The following is an 18,791-nucleotide window of genomic DNA, read 5'->3' on the forward strand; positions in this document are numbered from 1 at the left end:
CTTGTGTTTGATTCAGAACGCAAGGGCATTTCTTTTAAAACGCTTCGACGTTTAAAGTAAAACGCAAGTGCGTTTGAAGTAAAATGTACTTGCGTTTGAACTCAAACGTACTTGCGTTTCATATCAAACGCACTTACGTTTTTTCACCCCTTCTCTTGTTCTTATGAAAAGCATAAAAAATACCGCTGAAAAGACGCTCAAAATCTCTCCAGCGGCATCGTATACCTATAAAGAAACACCTTAACGAACCGGTGTCTTAGCCGAAAGTTTCTCCAGAAAATACACTAAGAAAAAGCCTACTACCATCAGCACTACTGCTTCTGGCACATGTGCATTAGGCAATATATTGGTTTCTATCAAAGGCTTTACTTCTCCGTGGCTGTCAACAAATGTCTCTACCACCTCCTTCCAAGGCCAAACCTTATTCAGGGAGCCCAACATAAAGCCTGTCAATACCGCCAGCGTGATGTTGCGGAAATGTGCCAACGCATACGACAAGATACGCGAGAAAGAGGTAATTCCGATGCAGGCACCTGCTCCAAATACAGCAATCACCACTACATCAAGCGTTTTCACTGCATCCATAATGAAAAAATACTTGCCTAACAGCACCAGAATGAAACTACCGGAAATACCCGGAAGAATCATGGCACAAATGGCAATAGCTCCGCACAGGAAGATGAAAAGCAGATTAGAAGGCGTTTCGGCCGGAGTTGCCACGGTAATATAAAAGGCAACCACTGCCCCAATGACAAAAGCCACCCACGTTTTCCAGCTCTTCCACTCCTTAATGTCTTTCGATACAAACCAGGTAGACGCCAGCACCAGTCCGAAGAAGAACGACCACACCAATATCGGCTGGTTTATCAACAGCCATGTAATCAGCTTGGCCAATGAAAATACGCTGATACCGATACCTGCAAGCAGGAAAAACAAGAAATTACCATTGATTTTCTTCCAGAAAGTCGCCCATTTTCCAGAGAAGAAAAGTTTCAGGCTTTCCAGATTAATACTTTTAATCGAGTTAATCAGTTCGTCATAAATGCCTACGATAAAGGCAATGGTTCCTCCTGAGACTCCGGGAACTACATCCGCGGCTCCCATTCCCATTCCTTTCAGCATCAGAACTGCATAGTCTTTCAGTTTTCGTTCCATCAATTTTTCCATAAATGATTAGCGAATGCAAAGTAAGTGAAAAAAATGCTCGGAGTCACTATCTCCAAAAACATTTTATGGTTTTTGTTGTTATATTTATGACGAATATTCAAAAATAGAATCATTATGGCAACAACTTTATTTCAAGGAACTCCCGTAGCACTGGCCGGAGAGTTTATACAAAAAGGGGTACAAGCTCCCGACTTTTCATTGGTAAAAGGCGATTTAAGCACTTTTTCTCTGGCTGATGCCAAAGGAAAATTTGTAGTGTTGAACATCTTCCCCAGCATGGATACCGGAGTATGCGCTGCTTCTGTACGTAAGTTCAACAAACTGGCAGCCGGAATGGAAAATACGTTGGTACTGGCTATTTCGAAAGACCTTCCGTTTGCACAAGGACGTTTCTGCACGGCAGAAGGAATCGAACACGTTATTCCTTTGTCTGACTTCCGCTATACTTCCACTTTCGGAAAAGACTACGGAGTGCTAATGACCGACGGCCCGCTGTGTGGACTACTGGCTCGCGCCGTGGTTATTCTCAATCCGGAAGGAAAGGTTATCTACACCCAGCTGGTTCCGGAAATCGTAGAGGAACCGGATTATGATGCTGCACTTGCTGCACTCAAATAAAATTTAAAGGTATATAAATAAGAAAAGGGACAGTCCGTATTTTTCACGTCTGTCCCTTTTCTTTTTATCTTTTGTCTATTTTCTTATTCCGCAGAAAAATCCTTGATTCGCTGTTCTTCCGTCAAGCGGCATACCAGCAAAGTATTGTCTTTTTCGGCCACGATATACCCGTCAAGCCCCTGTACCACTACTTTCTTTTCCTGAGTGGTATGTACGATGCAATTTCGCGATTCATACATTTTTATATTCAAACCGATGCAGACATTGTTATGCGCATCACGCTTGGAATTTTCATGAAGAGACCCCCAGGTACCCAGGTCGCTCCATCCGAAAGAAGCCGGAAATACATAAATCTCATCTGCCTTTTCCATCACAGCATAGTCCACCGAGATGTTTTCACATGTCGGGAAGAGCTCATCCACCATCTCCTGTTCCTTGTCTGTATAATAATAAGGAAGCAGACGTTCGAACACTCTTGCCATGGCCGGCTGATATACCCGGATGGCATTGACAATGGTATTCACATTCCAAACAAAGATTCCTGCATTCCAGAAATAATTGTTACGCTGCAAATAGCGTTCTGCAGTAGCCAGGTCCGGTTTTTCACGGAACGCATCTACACGATAGATTTCCTTATTGGAAGGACAGGCCATTGACAAGTCCGCTTCAATGTAGCCGTAGCCTGTCTCCGGACGATTGGCTTTCATTCCCAATGTCACAATGGCATCCGAATCGGCCGTAAACTTCATGGCCGATGTAACTACACGGGCAAACTCACGTACGTTCATGACCACATGGTCACTCGGGGTCACCACAATATTGGCTTTCGGATTACGTGCCTTGATTTTCCAGCTTACATACGCAATACAAGGTGCCGTGTTACGACGACACGGCTCCAACAAAATATGATCAACGGGAACCTCCGGGAGCTGCTCCTTTACAATCTCCGCATACTTGGCCGAGGTTACCACCCATATATTTTCCGGCAGACATACATCTTTAAAACGATCGACGGTCAATTGGATGAGCGTACGTCCGCAACCCAGCACATCAATAAACTGCTTGGGCATCTCCGGGCTGCTCATCGGCCAAAAGCGACTGCCTATGCCTCCGGCCATAATGACCACATGGTTATTCATTGGATTCATAACAAACTTTTCTTGATAATATCGCAAAGTTAACTCATTAATTTGAATATTTCCTATCTTTGCAAAAAATTATCAACTGAAAATGAGAACATATCCATGCGTCCTGACCATCGCCGGTTCCGACTGCAGCGGTGGCGCAGGCATACAAGCTGATATTAAAGCCATATCTGCGTTAGGTGCATACGCAGCCAGTGCCATTACTGCCATTACCGTGCAGAATACGCTCGGAGTAACGGGCATTCACCCCGTTCCTCCCGCTTACGTGAAAGGGCAAATAGAGGCCGTTATGGACGACATTCGCCCGAAAGCTGTGAAAATCGGAATGATCAATGATGCGGAAATCGTACGGGTAATAGCAGAATCTATTCTCAAATATCATCCTGAATACGTGGTGTTCGACCCGGTTATGGTGTCGACCAGCGGATGCAAGCTGATGGAAGACGAAGCTATCGAAGCCATCACTACCCGGCTTATACCTCTGGCCAGCCTCATCACTCCCAATCTGAGTGAAGCGGAAATCCTGGCCGGACAAAAAATCAGCACCGTAGAAGACATGAAGCAGCAGGCAAAAGAAATGCTGAAATTAGGATGTAAAGGAGTGCTCATCAAGGGAGGACACCTGGACGGAGGACTGATGTGCGATGTGCTGCAAACGGCTACGGAAGAAGCCCCGCACTTGTTTACAGCCCCGAAAGTAAACAGCCGGAATACACACGGCACAGGATGTACCTTGTCTTCTGCCATCGCCACGTTTCTGGCATTGGGAGAACCCATGTCTGTAGCTGTAAAGAAAGCCAAACAATATGTATACAAAGGTATTGAATCTGGAAAAGACGTTTGCATCGGAGGCGGACACGGCCCGTTGAACCACTTCCACTCCCCCGTCGCCATGCACATTTTCGACAAAAATGAGTAATATCTCAAAAGAATCATTACCTTTGCAGACAATAACTTATAAACAAGAAAGATAATCATTATGAAAGCATTTGTATTTCCTGGACAAGGAGCACAATTCGTAGGTATGGGAAAAGACCTGTACGAAAACTCTCCGCTCGCTAAAGAATTATTCGAGAAAGCCAATGATATTTTAGGTTACCGCATTACAGACATCATGTTCGAAGGTACTGACGAAGACTTGCGTCAGACTAAGGTGACACAGCCTGCCGTATTCCTGCACTCTGTAATCTCTGCATTGTGCATGGGCGACGCTTTCCAGCCAGAAATGACTGCCGGACATTCTTTGGGTGAATTTTCTGCCTTGGTAGCTGCCGGTGCTCTGTCATTCGAAGACGGATTGAAACTGGTGTATGCACGTGCCATGGCTATGCAGAAAGCATGCGAAGCTCAGCCGTCAACCATGGCTGCCATCATCGCATTGCCTGATGAGAAAGTAGAAGAAATCTGTGCTTCAGTTGCCGCTGAAGGAGAAGTTTGTGTGGCAGCCAACTATAACTGCCCGGGACAGATTGTGATTTCTGGTAGCATCGAAGGTATCAACAAGGCTTGCGAACTGATGAAAGCTGCAGGTGCCAAACGTGCCCTCCCGCTGAAAGTAGGTGGTGCGTTCCACTCTCCGCTGATGAACCCTGCTAAAGTAGAACTGGAAGCTGCTATCAACGCTACAGAATTCCATACACCTAAATGCCCGATTTATCAGAACGTGGATGCACTTCCACACACTGATCCGGCTGAAATCAAGAAGAACCTGGTGGCACAGCTTACTGCTTCTGTACGCTGGACACAGACTGTACAGCAGATGATTGCCGACGGAGCTGATGACTTCACAGAATGTGGTCCGGGTGCAGTATTGCAAGGATTGATCAAGAAAATCAACAAAGACGCCAATGCGCATGGAATAGCATAATCAGGCCATGAGTCTGACAAGGGCACGAATTATACAAAGCAGACGGATTCTCTTTCTTATCCGTGCGAAAGTATAATTCGTGCTTTTTTCGTTTTTAAAATTATTCAAACATTATGGAAACAACAGAAAAGATTATCATATACCAAGTTTTTACCCGCTTGTTTGGTAACCAGAACAAGACCTGCCGTCCGAATGGCAGCCTTGAAGAAAACGGATGTGGAAAGATGAATGATTTTACCAAACAGGCCTTACACGAAATAAAAAAATTAGGCGCTACACACATCTGGTACACCGGACTGATAGCGCACGCTTCGCAAACGGATTACACTGCATACGGCATTCCCAAGAACCACCCTTCCATTGTGAAAGGGAAAGCAGGCTCTCCGTATGCCATCCGCGATTATTATGACATCGACCCGGACTTGGCCGAGCATGTAGACAAGCGTATGGAGGAATTCGAGCATTTGGTTACACGCAGCCATGAATGCGGACTGAAGGTCATCATGGATTTCGTTCCGAACCATGTGGCACGGCAGTATCACTCTCTGGCCAAACCGGCTGGTGTAAAGGATTTGGGTGAGAACGATGACTGCTCTCAGGATTTCAATCCACAAAACAATTTCTACTATATACCGGGACAGAAGCTGGCAGGCGAAATCGACCTTTATGATCCGGAACAAGGGAATTACGAGGAAATGCCGGCCAAGGCTACCGGAAACGACCGCTTTGACGCATGGCCCAACCGGAACGACTGGTATGAAACCATCAAGCTGAATTATGGAGTGGACTACCTGCATCACACCGGAGGACATTTTGACCCGATACCGGACACCTGGAAGAAAATGGAAGACATACTGAGCTACTGGGCCGGAAAAGGTATCGACGGTTTCCGTTGCGACATGGCCGAAATGGTACCTTGCGAATTCTGGGGATGGGTTATTCCTCGTATCAAGGCTGCCTTCCCGCAGATTATCTTTATTGCCGAAGTGTACAATCCGAATGAATACCGTAACTATATTTACAACGGACATTTCGATTACCTATATGATAAGGTAGGACTGTATGACACGCTGAGAAACATTACTTGCGGATATGGTTCAGCCACCGGAATCACCCACTGCTGGCAAAGTGTAGACGACATTCAGGACCACATGCTGAATTTCCTGGAAAACCACGATGAACAGCGCATTGCATCCGACTTCTTTGCTGGCAATCCATTCAAGGCTGTTCCTGCCTTCATCGTATCTTCCTGCCTGCGAAGCAATCCGGTCATGGTCTATTTCGGACAGGAATTGGGCGAAAAAGGAATGGACTGCGAGGGTTTCAGCGGACAGGACGGACGAACCACTATCTTCGACTATTGGAACGTAGACAGCATTTACCGCTGGAGTAACCGCGGACGCTGGAATACGCATCTGCTCAGTGAAAAGGAAAAGGAACTGCGTAAAACTTACGAAACCATCCTGCATATCTGCCAGAAAGAACAGGCCATCAGCAAAGGTGAATTCTTCGACCTGATGTATGTGAACCTGAACGGATGGCAGATGAATGAGCACAAGCAGTACGCTTTCTTGCGTAAATACGGTCAGGAAGTACTCTTCATTATGGTAAACTTCAGCGACACGGCAACTCAGGTAGCAGTTAACGTGCCGGCTCATGCATTTGAATACTTCAAAATGACTCCATCTGCCCAATGCAATGCCAAGGACCTGCTTACCGGAAAGACAGAAAAAATCTGCTTCACGCCCGAAAGTCCCACTTGCACGGAACTGCCTGCATACGGTGGAAAGATTTTTAAACTAAAAGTAAAATAAACAGCCGAAACAGGACTGATAGCTTTCAAACGTAAATAGTTTTAATTTATTTTGTTTGGAAACTTGAAACAAAAAGGTATCTTTGCACAAATAGCATAACTTTGTGCAAACTATAAATACAATTATATGGAAAAAAGTTTTCTGGCCTTCATTGAGGACAGTATCAAAAAGAACTGGGACCTGGATGCCCTGACAGACTACAAAGGTGCCACTCTGCAATACAAGGATGTAGCACGTAAAATAGAAAAACTGCATATTTTGCTGGAGGAAAGTGGCATCAAGCCGGGCGATAAGGTAGCCTTGTGCGGACGCAACAGTTCACACTGGGGAGTAGCCTTTCTGGCTATCCTGACATACGGTGCGGTAGCAGTTCCTATTCTTCATGAATTCAAGGCAGACAATGTACATAATATCGTCAATCATTCCGATGCCCGTCTTCTCTTCGTGGGAGATGTGGTATGGGAAGCGTTGAACGAGGCTGAAATGCCGAACCTGGAAGGTATCATTCTGATGACCGACTTTACCTTGTTAGTATGCCGCAGCAAGCAGTTGGAATATGCCCGTGAACACTTGAACGAAATGTTTGGAAAGAAATTTCCACGCAATTTCCGGAAGGAGCATGTCAGCTACCGAAGAGATACTCCGGAAGAACTGGCACTTATCAACTATACCTCTGGAACGACCAGCTTCTCTAAGGGGGTAATGCTTCCTTATCGCAGCTTATGGTCGAATACACAGTTCGCATTTGAGGTGTTGACCCTGCAACCTGGCAATAAGGTAATCTCCATCTTGCCTATGGCACACATGTACGGACTGGCATTTGAATTTATCTATGAATTCTGTGCAGGTTGCCATGTGTACTTCCTCACCCGTATGCCAAGCCCCAAGATTATTTTCCAGGCGTTCTCGGAAGTGAAGCCTCACATTGTGATTTCGGTTCCACTTATCATTGAGAAGATTATCAAAAAGAACGTGTTGCCTAAGCTGGAAACGCTGAAAATGAAACTTCTGCTGAAGGTTCCTCTGATCAACGATAAGATTAAGGAAGCCGTACGTGAACACATGGTGCAGGCTTTCGGTGGAAATTTCTATGAAGTCATTATTGGAGGAGCAGCTTTCAATCAGGACGTAGAAAGACTACTCAGAAGTCTGGATTTCCCATATACGGTAGGATATGGAATGACCGAATGCGGACCGATTATCTGCTACGAGGACTGGTTGCGCTACAAACCGGGGTCTTGCGGTAAAGCCGCACCACGCATGGAAATAAAGATAGACAGTCCGGACCCTCAGAATATTGTAGGAGAGATTCTTACCCGAGGAGAAAACGTGATGTTAGGATATTACAAAAATCCGGAAGCAACGGCACAAGCGATCGATGCGGAAGGCTGGTTGCACACAGGCGACTTGGGGGTAATGGATGAAGAAGGAAACGTGACCATCAAAGGCCGAAGCAAGAATATGCTGTTAGGACCTTCAGGACAAAATATCTACCCGGAAGAAATCGAAGAAAAGATAAGCAACCTGCCGTATGTATGCGAAAACATTGTGATTCAGCAAAGTGACCATAAACTGGCTGCGCTTATCTATCCGGACTTTGAGGAAGCCTACAAACAGGGATTGACAGATGCCGATATTGAAAGAATCATGGAAGAAAACCGTGTAGCAGTGAATGCGGAACTTCCTGCTTATTCTCAGATTACGCGCATCAAGATTTACCCGGAAGAATTTGAAAAGACACCTAAGAAAAGCATCAAGCGTTTCTTATACCAAGAAGTCAAGTAGCATCATGAAACGAACATTTATATCCGCGTTCCTGTTAGGAGGTATCCTGGCAGGAACGCACTTATCTGCACAGGAAACGAAACCAGCCTCAGCTCTGAAAAAAGGTCCGAATGTTTCACTGAACATCACCAATAAAAAGAAATTTCCGCCAAGGACATACGTAAACCTCGGCTTGTTTAGCAATTATTCTTGTTTGAACGGACTTGGTATCAACGCGATTTCCAGCCTTCAGCATTATAATTCGTATGGTATGCAGATTTCTGGATTTACCAATGTGTCCGGACTGAAATCTACGGGGGTACAAATCTCCGGTATTGCCAATGTGACGGGTAAAAGAGCCTGCGGGTTTATCCTTTCCGGATTGACAAACGTTACAGGTACTTCTGCATACGGCTTATCCATTGCTGGTTTGGGAAATATTTCCGGAGGAGACATTAAAGGTGTTGGCATTGCCGGTTTGGTCAATGTCAGCGAAGATACCAGAGGACTTGCTATTTCCGGCTTGGCCAACGTAAACAAGGATATTCAGGCCGGACTCATTATCGGAGGATTGATGAACGTTTCCGGAAATTCCTCCAGAGGTGTACAACTGACCTCGCTATTAAACGTAAGTGGAAAGTCTAACCAAGGATGGCAGTTAGCCGGACTTGGAAATGTGAGTGTAGAAAATAAAGGAGTACAAACTGCCTTGCTCAATTACAGCGTCACTAACAGAGGGGTACAGTTAGGAGTAGGAAATGTCAATACTAAAAACAGTTCCAAAGGTTATCAGATCGGTATTGTCAATGTCAGTACGGACAGTACGGCCCATCAGATTGGATGCATCAACCTGAAACCACAAACCCGTGTGCAAATGCTTATATCCGGAGGTAACGCCAATAAAGCCAGCCTGTCTATCCGGTTCAAGAACAAATATACTTATACGCAAATCGGTACAGGTGCATACTATCTGGGCGTAGACAATAAACTTTCCGTCACAGGATTCTATCGTGCAGGCGTATATCACAGCCTGACTGACAAATTAGACCTCAGTGCCGACCTTGGATATTATCACATAGAATCATTAGAAAACAAGCACCATGGTTATCCGGCCCGTTTATATGCTATCGAGCCGCGAATAAGTCTGGAATATAGCTTGACAAAGAAATTCGGCCTGTTCCTTGCCGGTGGATACGGATGGACCCGGACATATAAAGGCAATCAGGCTTTCGATAAGAAAATGGTGATTGAAGCAGGAATGGTTTTGTTCTAAACAAAACCATTCCTTTTTATATGAATAAAAGATTTTACTTATCCGTTCAGACTTGCAGAACGCACACGGCTCAGGGTTTCCGGTGTCATTTGAAGCAAAGAAGCGATATAGACTAGAGGAGCACGCTTCAGGATTTCGGGATGCAACTGAAGCAATTTATTATAACGTTCATGCGCCGGCTCAAAACGCAACGTATCAGCCTTTACCTGAGATTCAATCAAGGAAGCTTCAAATAGTTTGCGATACCACACTCCTATCTCTGCATCCTTTAAAGCCAGCTCTTCTATTTTATCTTTAGGTATATCCCACGCAATGGTAGGCTCCAAGGTTTCAATCATCAGACGGGTAGGCTCTTCTTTCAAATAGCTTTCCAGACAAATCACGACCCCTCCTTCATACGCTATATGTTCGGTCAGGTCCTTATCGTATTTAAAATAAAACTGACGAGTCAGTCCTTTTTCCAGATAAAGCATGGAACGGCAAACCTCCCCTTCGTCGAGGATACGTTCGCCTTTCTTGAATTTCCGGCAAACCAATATGTCAGTCAATTCATGAATCTGTTCCCGGCTTAACATACATTTCATTCCGGAAACCATAATCTTGGCTACTTCTATATTTGTCATCATATTATTCATTTCTAATTATTTGACCTTAATACGATCGAAACCTTCACCAAATACACCAATAACCGCACTCTGAGAGACGAATGCCTTAGGATCAATGTCTTTAATTAAACGGAAAATAGTGTTGGATTCTCTTTTCTTAGCCAAGACAAACATCATTTTCACTCCGTTATGCGTATAACAGCCTACACCGTCAATAAAAGTAACTCCACGATGCAAGTCTTTATTAATACGCGCACCTATTTCTTCATATTTACTGGAGATAATAAAGAACTGAACAGACTGACGGGCACTGTTTACCACCTGGTCCAATACAAAACTGGAAATAAAGAGCACCACATATCCATAGACGACTTTCTCCCAGTTATGCAACACTAGGTAACTTGAAGAAATGATAATCACGTCACAAATCAGGATGACCCTTCCCAGCGTAATGTCACGATACTTGTTGATAATGGCCGCAATAATATCGGTACCTCCTGTACTTCCGTTGGCAGAGAATGCGACTCCGATACCGGCTCCACAGAAAGAAGCTCCCAGCACACACGACATGAAAGGCTGGTCATGAATCAACTCTCCGGTGACAAAATTCTGAATGACACTTAATATAAACGTCAACGTAAAGACGGCAAATATGGTCTTCAGGCAGAACTTCAATCCTAAGATCTTCAACGCAAGAAGAAGCAGTAGAAAATTTATAATCAGATAGGTATACTGCACTGGAAAGCCGGTTCCCCAATAAATGATAGATGCAATACCCGGCACCGCTCCTGAAGGAATATCACTCGGCAACAGAAATACGGTCCATCCGATGCCATACATAATCATACCCAAAGCAATCATTAAATAATCCTTGGTCTCTCTCAAAAATTTCTGCTTTCTTGTAGCAGGCAAAGCTGGATTCATTTTCGTATCGATTTTCTAAAAAAAATTCAGCTGCAAAAGTAAGAAAAATTCCATACAATTGACTTATATCAATTTCAAAAAATAAGAAAAATAAAGCGGGGACAATCTTTTAAAAATGACATGATTTTCGTACTTTTGCCGCCAAATAGAAGAATAAATGGCATTAGTCAACGAACACCTGCTCAAATTACCGGAAAACTACTTGTTTACCGATATAGTGAAAAGAGTTAATTCTTTTAAAGTGACACATCCCCAGGCCCGCATTATTCATTTGGGAATCGGCGACGTGACCCTCCCTATCCCCAAAGCATGTGTAGAGGCTATGCAAAAAGCAGCCGGTGAATTAGGGAATCCCAACACATTCAGAGGATACGGACCTGAGCAAGGATACGACTTCCTGATCGAAGCCATTTTGAAGCATGATTACGCCGCCCACGGCATTTATTTCGATGCCAATGAGATTTTCATCAGCGACGGTTCCAAATCGGATACGGGCAATATCGGCGATATACTGCGCCACGACAACAGCATCGGAGTGACAGACCCTATCTATCCGGCTTACATTGATTCAAACGTTTCATGCGGAAGAGCCGGCACATTGGAAAAAGACGGCAAATGGAGTAATGTGGTGTACATGCCCTGCCGTATAGAGAACAACTTTATTCCGGAAATTCCCAAGCAACGCATTGACATTATTTACTTGTGCTACCCCAACAATCCTACTGGAGCCGTATTGAGTAAAAGTGAACTCAAAAAATGGGTCAACTATGCCATAGAGAACGATGCACTGATTATCTTTGATGCCGCATACGAACGATACATACAAGATCCGGACATTCCTCATTCCATTTATGAAATAAAAGGAGCCAAGAAAGTAGCTATCGAGTTCCGCAGTTTCTCGAAAACCGCAGGTTTCACCGGTGTGCGATGCGGATACATGGTAATTCCCAAGGAAGTGACCGCAGCCACTTTGGAAGGCAAACGGATTCCGCTGAACAAACTATGGCTCAGACGACAATCCACCAAGTTCAACGGTGTATCTTACATCACCCAACGAGGAGCAGAAGCTATTTATACTCCCGAAGGAAAAGAGCAAGTAAAAGCCATGGTACAATATTACATGGACAATGCCCGAATCATGAAAAAGATGCTCTCGAAGACAGGCATACAATTTTTTGGAGGAGAAAACGCTCCGTATCTATGGATAAAGGCACCGGACAACCAGACTTCCTGGAAGTTCTTCGACAAACTTCTGTACGAAGCACAAGTGGTAAGCACGCCCGGAGTTGGTTTCGGCCCAAGCGGCGAAGGCTATGTACGCTTGACCTCTTTCGGGGAACGCCATCAGTGCGAAGAAGGCATCCAGCGAATTTGCCAGTGTCTGTAAACAAAACAACCTGTAAATATAGAAATCAAATAACTTAAAATAAGAAATAAGGTATTATGTCAAAATTAAGATTCAGAGTAGTAGAAAAGGCATTTCACAAAAAACCGGTAGAAGTGGCCTCGCCAGCAACACGCCCCAGTGAATACTTTGCGAAATATGTATTCAACCGCGAAAAAATGTTCAAGTATCTGCCGAGCAACGTATATGCCAAACTCATTGATGTGATTGACAACGGTGCCACCCTCGACCGCAGCATCGCCAATGCCGTAGCCGACGGAATGAAAAAATGGGCGATCGAATTAGGGGTGACCCACTATACACACTGGTTCCAGCCGCTGACAGAAGGTACAGCCGAAAAGCATGATGCTTTTGTGGAACACGATGGAAAGGGTGGCATGCTGGAAGAGTTTTCAGGAAAATTGCTTGTTCAGCAGGAATCAGACGGTTCTTCATTCCCCAATGGAGGTATCCGTAATACATTCGAAGCCCGCGGATACAGTGCATGGGACCCGTCTTCACCGGTCTTCGTGGTAGACGACACCTTGTGCATCCCGACCGTATTCATTGCTTATACCGGAGAATCACTCGACTACAAGGCTCCGTTGCTGAAAGCACTGCGTGCCGTAAACAAGGCTGCTCTGGATGTGATGCATTACTTTGACCCTTCTGTAAAGAAAATCATCTCTTACCTGGGATGGGAACAAGAATACTTCCTGGTTGACGAAGGCTTGTATGCTGCCCGTCCGGACTTGCTGCTGACTGGCCGTACCCTGATGGGACACGAAGCTTCCAAGAACCAACAGCTGGAAGACCACTACTTCGGAGCCATTCCAACCCGTGTAGCTGCCTTTATGAAAGATTTGGAAATCCAGTCACTGGAACTGGGTATCCCGGTCAAGACACGCCACAACGAGGTAGCTCCAAACCAGTTCGAGCTTGCTCCGATTTACGAAGAATGTAACTTGGCAGTAGACCACAACATGCTGGTTATGTCACTGATGAGAAAAGTGGCACGTAACCATGGTTTCCGCGTACTGCTCCACGAAAAACCGTTCAAAGGTGTCAACGGTTCAGGTAAGCACAACAACTGGTCACTTGGAACCAGCACCGGTACTTTATTGATGGCTCCGGGAAAGACTTCTGAAGAAAACCTGCGCTTCATCACCTTCGTAGTAAATACCCTGATGGCCGTTTACCGCCACAACGGACTGCTGAAAGCTTCTATCATGAGTGCAACCAACACACACCGTTTGGGTGGTCACGAAGCTCCTCCTGCCATCATTTCTTCTTTCCTGGGAACACAGCTCAGCAAGGTGCTCGACCACTTGGAAGAAAGTACCAACGACGACTTAGTGTCTTTGGGTGGCAAACAGGGAATGAAACTGGATATTCCTCAGATTCCGGAACTGCTGATTGACAATACAGACCGTAACCGTACTTCTCCTTTCGCGTTTACAGGAAACCGCTTTGAATTCCGTGCTCCGGGTTCAGAAGCTAACTGTGCCAGCGCCATGATTGCCCTGAATACAGCGGTAGCCGAACAGCTCATTGAGTTCAAGAAAGAAGTAGACGAACTGATAGAACAAGGAGAACCTAAGATTTCTGCTATCATCCAGGTGGTTCGCAAATGCATCAAGGAATGCAAGCCTATCCGCTTCGACGGCAACGGCTACAGCGATGAGTGGAAGGTAGAAGCTGCACGACGCGGTTTGGACTGCGAAACCAGCTGCCCGGTAATTTTCGATAACTACCTGAAACCGGAGAGCATCCGCATGTTCGAATCAACCGGTGTCATGACCCGCAAAGAGCTGGAAGCCCGTAACGAGGTGAAATGGGATATGTACACCAAGAAAATCCAGATTGAAGCCCGCGTATTGGGTGACCTGGTAATGAATCACGTGGTTCCGGTAGCCATTGAATACCAGACAAAACTGATAGACAATGCATACAAGATGAAATCATTGTTCTCAGAAGAAGAAGCTCAGACTTTGTCAGCTGAAAACCTGGCTATCATCAAGGAAATTTCAGAACATACTTCCTTCATCAAGAAGCATGTGGATGAAATGGTAGAAGCCCGCAAGGTAGCTAACCGCATTACCAGCGAACGTGAAAAAGCCATTGCTTATCACGATACAGTAGCTCCGATGCTGGAACAAATCCGTTACCACATCGACAAGCTGGAACTGATTGTCGACGATCAGATGTGGACACTTCCGAAATATCGCGAACTGTTGTTCGTTCGATAATTCCGGCATACAAGTCCTACCATTATTTTATCATCCCCGAAAGACTTTTATCGGCCAAATTGGCGATGAAAGCCTTTCGGGGATTTCTTTTCTGCATACTTTTTCTAACATTTTGTCTGACACGAAAGAATTATTTTCCACAAAGTATATATCTTTGCAGCATGGAATGGCTAATTAATTTATTTGTGGAACAATCCGCTCTTCAGGCGGTTATCATACTGTCGTTGATTACGGCAATCGGATTAGGATTAGGGAAAATTCATATCTGCGGTATCTCCCTTGGAGTCACATTTGTTTTCTTCACCGGAATTCTGGCCGGGCATTTAGGTCTCGCCATCGATCCGCAAATGCTCAGCTATGCAGAAAGCTTCGGATTGGTTCTCTTTGTCTATTCATTAGGACTACAGGTCGGTCCGGGATTTTTCAGCTCATTTCAGCGAGGCGGATACCGTCTGAACCTGTTAGGATTAGGAGTCATCTTCCTCGGTACAATAATGGCCGTAGTACTGAGCATGACCACCCCCATCAGTCTGCCTGACATGGTAGGTATTCTTTGCGGAGCCACTACCAATACTCCTGCCTTGGGTGCCGCACAGCAGACACTGAAACAGTTAGGTGAGCCCACCAGTGGAGCTGCCCTCAGTTGTGCCGTGACCTATCCGCTCGGAGTGGTGGGAGTTATTTTTGCCATCGTCGTTATCAGAAAGTTCTTCGTACGCCCGTCTGACATGCAGGAGCATGAACACGACGACTCCAACCACACGTACATTGCTACTTTTCAGATACACAATCCCGCCATCTTCAACAAGAGTATACAGGATATTGCTCAGGTAGGCTATCCCAAATTCGTCATCTCACGACTCTGGCGTGAAGGTACCGTGAGCATTCCGACTTCTGAAAAGATACTGAAAGAGAATGACCGTATTCTGGTAATCACGACCGAAAAAGATGCGCCCACACTGACCATTCTGTTCGGTGAACAGGAAAAACGGGACTGGAACAAAGAAGACATTGACTGGAATGCCATCGACAGCAAACTGATTTCCAAGCACATTATCGTCACCCGACCGGAAATCAACGGAAAGAAACTGGGTTCACTCCGTCTGCGCAACACGTATGGCATCAATATCAGTCGTGTGCTGCGAAGCGGTGTACAACTGCTGGCCACTCCGGGACTGGTACTGCAATTAGGTGACCGTCTGACGGTAGTAGGTGAAGCGGCAGCCATTCAGAATGTGGAGAAAGTATTGGGAAATACCGTAAAAACGCTTAAAGACCCTAACTTAGCCTCTATTTTTATCGGCATCATACTGGGACTCATCGTAGGGTCCATTCCTATTGCCATTCCAGGCATCAGCTCACCTGTCAAATTAGGACTGGCAGGCGGACCGATTGTAATCGGTATCCTGATTGGAGCCTACGGGCCTCGTCTGCATCTGGTGACCTATACCACGCGCAGTGCCAATCTGATGCTCCGAGGTATCGGCTTGTCTCTTTACTTAGCTTGTCTTGGACTGGATGCCGGTGCGCACTTCTTTGAAACCGTCATGCGTCCGGAAGGAGCCTTGTGGGTAGGCATCGGATTCCTGATAACCTTTATTCCTGTCGTTATCATGGCTTTGGTATCCCTTCGTCTGTGCAAAATGGACTTCGGCAATACATGCGGTATGCTCTGCGGAAGTATGGCCAACCCGATGGCACTGAACTATGCCAACGACATCATTCCAGGAGATGAACCTTCGGTAAGCTACGCGACGGTCTACCCTCTCGGAATGTTTACCCGCGTCATCATCGCACAATTAGTGCTCATGTTATTTTTATAGCAACTTTTAAATCACTCAATATCATGAAAACCTACAAACAAATTACCCCGGAAATGATACAGAAGGACATCCGCTACCTGGAACTCCTTTCACACGATTTTCCTAACCTGGCTGCAGCCAGCACGGAAATCATCAACCTGGAGGCCATTCTGAACCTTCCGAAAGGAACGGAACATTTTCTGGCCGACCTGCACGGGGAATACGAAGCTTTCCAGCATGTGCTCCGCAATGCTTCCGGAGCTATCAAACGGAAGGTAAACGAGATTTTCGGCAACAACCTCCGCGAAATGGAGAAAAAGGAACTCTGCACGCTGATATATTATCCGGAACAGAAGTTACAACTGGTAAAGGAAGTGGAAAAAGACCTCGTAGACTGGTATGTCATCACCCTGAACCAGCTGGTAAAAGTCTGCCAGAATGTATCATCCAAATATACACGTTCAAAGGTACGCAAGGCGCTGCCTGAAGAATTCTCCTACATCATTCAGGAGTTGCTTCACGAAAGTCCCATGGATCCCAACAAGCAGGCTTACATCAATGTCATTATCCGTACCATTATTGAGACACGCCGTGCCGACGACTTCATCATTGCACTGTGTAACCTGATACAGCGACTGACCATCGACTCACTGCATATCTTAGGAGATATTTTCGACCGTGGTCCTGGTCCTCACATCATCATGGACACACTTTGCAACTACCATAACTTCGACATCCAATGGGGCAATCACGACATCCTCTGGATGGGAGCCGCTTCAGGAAATGACTGTTGTATTGCCAACGTACTGCGTCTGGCCATGCGCTACGGTAACCTTCCGGCATTGGAAGACGGATACGGCATCAACCTGCTTCCGCTGGCTACCTTTGCTATGGAAGCCTACGCCAACGACCCATGCGAATACTTTGCTCCTAAGATTGCACCCGAAAGCAGTTCATACAATGACAAGACCTTGCGGCTCATCTCGCAGATGCACAAGGCCATCACCATTATCCAGTTCAAGCTGGAAGCTGCTGCCATCCGGCGTCATCCGGAATTCGACATGGACAGCCGTCTGCTGTTGCACCACATCGACTTCAAGCGGAAAGTATTCCAGCTTGACGGAAAAGATTATGAGATGCGCGACTGCCTGTTCCCGACCATCGATCCGGAAAACCCATACCAGTTGACAGAAGAAGAAGAAGAAATCGTACAGAAACTGCACAAATCTTTCACGGGAAGCGAAAAGTTGCGCAAGCACATGAAATGCATTTTCCGTTACGGATGCATGTACAATGTATGCAACTCAAACCTGCTCTTCCACGCTTCTATGCCGATGAATGCCGACGGAACGCTTAAGGAAGTAGACATACTCGGAAAGAAATACAAGGGAGAAGCCCTGCTCAAGCGCGTAGGCCAGCTTATCCGTACAGCTTATTTTGCAGAAGAAGATGATCCGGAAAAAGCATTTGCCAGAGACTTCATCTGGTACCTGTGGTGCGGAAAGAACTCTCCGGCCTTCGATAAGAGTAAAATGGCTACCTTCGAACGTTATTTCCTGACCGACAAGGAAACTCATAAAGAAGTGAAAGGCTATTATTACACCTTGCGCGACCGTGAAGATATCTGCGACATGATTCTGGATGAATTCGGAGTGGAAGGAGAACACCGCCACATCATCAACGGACATGTACCGGTAAAAGCAGTCAAAGGAGAAAAACCAATTAAAGCCAACGGTAAACTGATGGTTATCGATGGTGGATTCTCCAAGGCTTACCAACCGGAAACGGGTATTGCAGGCTACACATTGGTGTACCACTCACGCGGTTTCCAGCTTGTACAGCACGAACCCTTCACTTCTACCCAGAAAGCTATTGAAGAAGGACAAGACATTAAGTCGACCACCCAAATCGTAGAATTGAGCAGTCAGCGCATGATGGTGAAAGATACCGACAAAGGCCGCGAACTGATGGTACAAATTGAAGATTTGAAGAAACTGCTGGTAGCTTACCAGAACGGCATTATCAAGGAAAGGGGTATTTAAATTTTCGTCTTATTCAATCAAAAAACAAAAGAGACTATTTCATTTTTCCGAGAAATAGTCTCTTTTGTTATTATACAAAATAAAAAATGGTTGGCGTCCACACAATCACTTGCTCACACACCAACCGAAATCTAACT

14 protein-coding genes are annotated in these 18,791 nt (G+C 45.6%); 10 read left to right on the forward strand and 4 right to left on the reverse strand.

What is annotated here, in order from left to right; translation table 11 throughout:
* Positions 1-240: 240 nt before the first annotated feature.
* Entirely contained in the window at positions 241-1,155 is a 915-nt protein-coding gene (locus DXD04_RS10210; protein ID WP_117673154.1) for a DUF368 domain-containing protein, read from the reverse strand.
* A 126-nt stretch (positions 1,156-1,281) separates the two neighbouring features.
* Between DXD04_RS10210 and tpx the strand changes: the two genes are divergently transcribed.
* Positions 1,282-1,785, forward strand: coding sequence for a thiol peroxidase (tpx, locus tag DXD04_RS10215; RefSeq protein ID WP_117673055.1), 504 nt, complete (start codon positions 1,282-1,284; stop codon positions 1,783-1,785).
* Positions 1,786-1,868: 83 nt separating this feature from the next.
* On the opposite strand, the gene DXD04_RS10220 is transcribed toward tpx, so the two are convergent.
* Entirely contained in the window at positions 1,869-2,933 is a 1,065-nt protein-coding gene (locus DXD04_RS10220; protein ID WP_117673057.1) for a mannose-1-phosphate guanylyltransferase, read from the reverse strand.
* A gap of 82 nt (positions 2,934-3,015) precedes the next feature.
* On the opposite strand from DXD04_RS10220, the gene thiD reads away from it, so the two are divergent.
* From thiD to DXD04_RS10245, 5 genes are all read left to right on the forward strand, one after another.
* On the forward strand, positions 3,016-3,849 hold the full coding sequence (thiD, locus tag DXD04_RS10225; protein WP_117673059.1) for a bifunctional hydroxymethylpyrimidine kinase/phosphomethylpyrimidine kinase: 834 nt from the start codon (positions 3,016-3,018) through the stop codon (positions 3,847-3,849).
* A 60-nt stretch (positions 3,850-3,909) separates the two neighbouring features.
* Positions 3,910-4,797: an ACP S-malonyltransferase gene (gene fabD / locus DXD04_RS10230; RefSeq protein ID WP_117673061.1), complete on the forward strand. Its 888-nt coding sequence runs from the start codon at positions 3,910-3,912 to the stop codon at positions 4,795-4,797.
* A 113-nt stretch (positions 4,798-4,910) separates the two neighbouring features.
* Complete coding sequence (locus tag DXD04_RS10235) at positions 4,911-6,611, forward strand: alpha-amylase family glycosyl hydrolase (protein WP_117673063.1); 1,701 nt, start codon at positions 4,911-4,913, stop codon at positions 6,609-6,611.
* Positions 6,612-6,737: 126 nt separating this feature from the next.
* Entirely contained in the window at positions 6,738-8,396 is a 1,659-nt protein-coding gene (locus DXD04_RS10240; RefSeq protein ID WP_117673066.1) for an AMP-binding protein, read from the forward strand.
* A 4-nt stretch (positions 8,397-8,400) separates the two neighbouring features.
* On the forward strand, positions 8,401-9,648 hold the full coding sequence (locus DXD04_RS10245; RefSeq protein ID WP_117673068.1) for a hypothetical protein: 1,248 nt from the start codon (positions 8,401-8,403) through the stop codon (positions 9,646-9,648).
* A gap of 38 nt (positions 9,649-9,686) precedes the next feature.
* Here the strand turns inward: DXD04_RS10245 and DXD04_RS10250 are convergent, their stop codons facing one another.
* Together DXD04_RS10250 and DXD04_RS10255 are read right to left on the reverse strand one after the other, a co-directional pair.
* Positions 9,687-10,274, reverse strand: a complete 588-nt coding sequence (locus DXD04_RS10250) for a Crp/Fnr family transcriptional regulator (protein ID WP_117673156.1) — start codon at positions 10,272-10,274, stop codon at positions 9,687-9,689.
* A 15-nt stretch (positions 10,275-10,289) separates the two neighbouring features.
* On the reverse strand, positions 10,290-11,177 hold the full coding sequence (locus DXD04_RS10255) for a YitT family protein (RefSeq protein ID WP_022053684.1): 888 nt from the start codon (positions 11,175-11,177) through the stop codon (positions 10,290-10,292).
* A gap of 157 nt (positions 11,178-11,334) precedes the next feature.
* Between DXD04_RS10255 and DXD04_RS10260 the strand changes: the two genes are divergently transcribed.
* From DXD04_RS10260 to DXD04_RS10275, 4 genes are all read left to right on the forward strand, one after another.
* Positions 11,335-12,564: an LL-diaminopimelate aminotransferase gene (locus tag DXD04_RS10260; RefSeq protein WP_117673070.1), complete on the forward strand. Its 1,230-nt coding sequence runs from the start codon at positions 11,335-11,337 to the stop codon at positions 12,562-12,564.
* A gap of 56 nt (positions 12,565-12,620) precedes the next feature.
* The gene (locus DXD04_RS10265; protein WP_117673072.1) at positions 12,621-14,810 is read left to right on the forward strand and encodes a glutamine synthetase III family protein; all 2,190 of its coding nucleotides are present in this window, start codon (positions 12,621-12,623) and stop codon (positions 14,808-14,810) included.
* Between the two features lie 161 nt (positions 14,811-14,971).
* Positions 14,972-16,633: a putative transporter gene (locus DXD04_RS10270; protein ID WP_117673074.1), complete on the forward strand. Its 1,662-nt coding sequence runs from the start codon at positions 14,972-14,974 to the stop codon at positions 16,631-16,633.
* Between the two features lie 23 nt (positions 16,634-16,656).
* Complete coding sequence (locus DXD04_RS10275) at positions 16,657-18,654, forward strand: fructose-1,6-bisphosphatase (protein ID WP_117673076.1); 1,998 nt, start codon at positions 16,657-16,659, stop codon at positions 18,652-18,654.
* Positions 18,655-18,791: the final 137 nt, after the last annotated feature.

Origin of the sequence: Phocaeicola plebeius (assembly GCF_003437535.1) — a bacterium.
Lineage (GTDB): Bacteria > Bacteroidota > Bacteroidia > Bacteroidales > Bacteroidaceae > Phocaeicola > Phocaeicola plebeius_A.

Excerpts from the sequence above, each read along its gene's own strand:
- thiD (WP_117673059.1), top strand. The coding sequence starts at position 3,016 with ATGAGAACATATCCATGCGTCCTGACCATCGCCGGTTCCGACTGCAGC.
- DXD04_RS10260 (WP_117673070.1), top strand. The coding sequence starts at position 11,335 with ATGGCATTAGTCAACGAACACCTGCTCAAATTACCGGAAAACTACTTG.
- DXD04_RS10235 (WP_117673063.1), top strand. The coding sequence starts at position 4,911 with ATGGAAACAACAGAAAAGATTATCATATACCAAGTTTTTACCCGCTTG.
- DXD04_RS10275 (WP_117673076.1), top strand. The coding sequence starts at position 16,657 with ATGAAAACCTACAAACAAATTACCCCGGAAATGATACAGAAGGACATC.
- DXD04_RS10240 (WP_117673066.1), top strand. The coding sequence starts at position 6,738 with ATGGAAAAAAGTTTTCTGGCCTTCATTGAGGACAGTATCAAAAAGAAC.
- DXD04_RS10255 (WP_022053684.1), bottom strand. The coding sequence starts at position 11,177 with ATGAATCCAGCTTTGCCTGCTACAAGAAAGCAGAAATTTTTGAGAGAG.
- fabD (WP_117673061.1), top strand. The coding sequence starts at position 3,910 with ATGAAAGCATTTGTATTTCCTGGACAAGGAGCACAATTCGTAGGTATG.
- DXD04_RS10220 (WP_117673057.1), bottom strand. The coding sequence starts at position 2,933 with ATGAATCCAATGAATAACCATGTGGTCATTATGGCCGGAGGCATAGGC.
- DXD04_RS10250 (WP_117673156.1), bottom strand. The coding sequence starts at position 10,274 with ATGATGACAAATATAGAAGTAGCCAAGATTATGGTTTCCGGAATGAAA.
- tpx (WP_117673055.1), top strand. The coding sequence starts at position 1,282 with ATGGCAACAACTTTATTTCAAGGAACTCCCGTAGCACTGGCCGGAGAG.
- DXD04_RS10245 (WP_117673068.1), top strand. The coding sequence starts at position 8,401 with ATGAAACGAACATTTATATCCGCGTTCCTGTTAGGAGGTATCCTGGCA.
- DXD04_RS10265 (WP_117673072.1), top strand. The coding sequence starts at position 12,621 with ATGTCAAAATTAAGATTCAGAGTAGTAGAAAAGGCATTTCACAAAAAA.
- DXD04_RS10270 (WP_117673074.1), top strand. The coding sequence starts at position 14,972 with ATGGAATGGCTAATTAATTTATTTGTGGAACAATCCGCTCTTCAGGCG.
- DXD04_RS10210 (WP_117673154.1), bottom strand. The coding sequence starts at position 1,155 with ATGGAACGAAAACTGAAAGACTATGCAGTTCTGATGCTGAAAGGAATG.